We start from the raw sequence: 1,872 nt of genomic DNA on the forward strand, positions 1-1,872 counted from the left end.
AGGCCGTCGGAAAAGTATTCTTGCTCCGGATCAACGGACATGTTGTCGAAAGGCAGCACGGCAATGCAAGGTTTCGAGTATCCTTCTTTTGTTCTTTCCCCATCGTCACCTGAAACGTTAGCCACGGCGGGGGACCAACGCCATGTCCGCACCGGCCGTGAGATGTTTTTAAGTTGCTGTTCGCCCATATCCTCCAGCGGCAGGTCAAGAATACCCATTAAATGATCATATACTGTGCTCGACAAGCAGACACCGCCTGGCTCAGCAATCTGCTCCAGGCGAGCGGCGATGTTGACCCCATTGCCCAGCAGGTTGTCGCCTTCCGTCGAAACATCCCCTAGATTTATGCCAATCCGGAATTTCAACTGCGGTTCAGTCATCTCTCTACCGTCGATGGCGAAGTGGGTCTGCACGGCTATGGCACAGCGGGTAGCCTGAACCGGGCTGGCAAATTCCGCAATGAGGCCGTCCCCAGCACTACCAAATATCCGACCGTGGTTCTCCGCAATTAGGCTCTCAATAACGCTCCAAGATTTGCGTAGGGCTGCCAGTGTGCCTTGTTCATCGACCTCCATAAGCCTGGAATAGCCAACAACATCGGCAGCTAGAATGGCAGCAAGACGGCGGCTCATCGGAAAACCTCCGCTGTCCCTCGCGACGCCAAGAATTGGTAGGCATTTGGGCTCCATCGGCGCGGGCAAAACTCTTTTTGCACCCTTTGGCGTAATTTAAGAAGAAGTTTGCAACGGCCGTCGCCAAGTGGCGACAGTCGTTGCTGTGGATCTGAAGGTGGATTTCGCCGGGAACTGGCGATCAGGACGAACGGGCACCAGTACATCATTGATGACGCACGATACCCTGGTCGGTCATGTGAAGACGCGCAATGCCTGCGAAGGTATTGGTGAAGTCAAGTTTAACTCTATCGGTCGCCTTCACGGTTCCGCTTGCGGTCTCCATCAAGGTCGACGCGAACCCTTCCGGTAGGACGATCTGTGCGCGGCGCTCCTTGCCGGTAACCGGATTGCGCACCGGCTCCACATCCGAAACCACGATTCCCGGCACCTCCGCACGAGCGACGCGGGTCTCCATTTCGACTTCCATCTCGATCGGAGCATATATCGGCTCATAGATAGTCGTGCACTTGGCACAGAAAACTGCGTAATGGGTTTTCAATTCTTCCGTGTCCTCGTTCAATACGATGCGCTGCAGCGCATTACGCTGGCGATCGTCAGCGCGGGCATCGATAATGGTTAGGATCTCCCCGCCACCTTCGTGCACTGGCCCCGGCCAGCCACCAATCCAAGCGAAGCGCAGCCCGTCGAGATTCACGTCACCATAGCGTCCCTCATCAATTTGAGTGAAGGTGGCGTAGCGACAGCTTCCGTCGGCTGAAGACGGTCGTCCGTTGAATTGGCAAGGACAGCCATAGTCGCAATTGCAATTGCCGTATTCAATGCCTTTGAGCACCCATGATGGAGCGGTCATGTTTTGGTCTCCCTCGGATCTTAACCAGTCGAGACCTGCAGTTTCAGCCCTGAGTGATATCGCAGGTTGAAACCTCTCCTCGACGTTACTAACCACATTATCATATTTTCGAAAGTACTGCTTGGGTTTGGAGCCCGCACAAGGCACGCTGCTGGAGTGTGGCTTGTTCGCCTGATTTCTAACGTTCGAACACGGGGGAGCACTACGTGGATTGGACTCCATGCTGACGTTCGTCGAAGTTGCCTGAGCAACCGGTTTGCGCGCAAAGTATAAGTTCGCCGAAATGCGCAACGTATTTGCGCAATGAACGGCCGCCAAGTAGACCGTGGAGCGGGAAAAGCAAAGTCGCAGTATCTGTTTCGGCGCAACTCTCTCCTTACTCGAATG

Annotated in this window: 2 protein-coding genes; both read right to left on the minus strand. The window is 54.7% G+C overall.

Annotated elements, in window-relative coordinates:
• The coding region (locus AC2FNV_RS23460; RefSeq protein ID WP_496774724.1) for an adenylate/guanylate cyclase domain-containing protein at positions 1 to 632 on the minus strand (632 nt) is incomplete at its 3' end.
• 205 nt (positions 633 to 837) lie between these two features.
• Positions 838 to 1,485 (minus strand): DUF1326 domain-containing protein, encoded by a 648-nt coding sequence (locus tag AC2FNV_RS23465; RefSeq protein ID WP_496774725.1) that lies wholly within the window; start codon positions 1,483 to 1,485, stop codon positions 838 to 840.
• Positions 1,486 to 1,872 lie beyond the last annotated feature (387 nt).

It is taken from the genome of Ruegeria sp. BHSA163 (assembly GCF_059613365.1).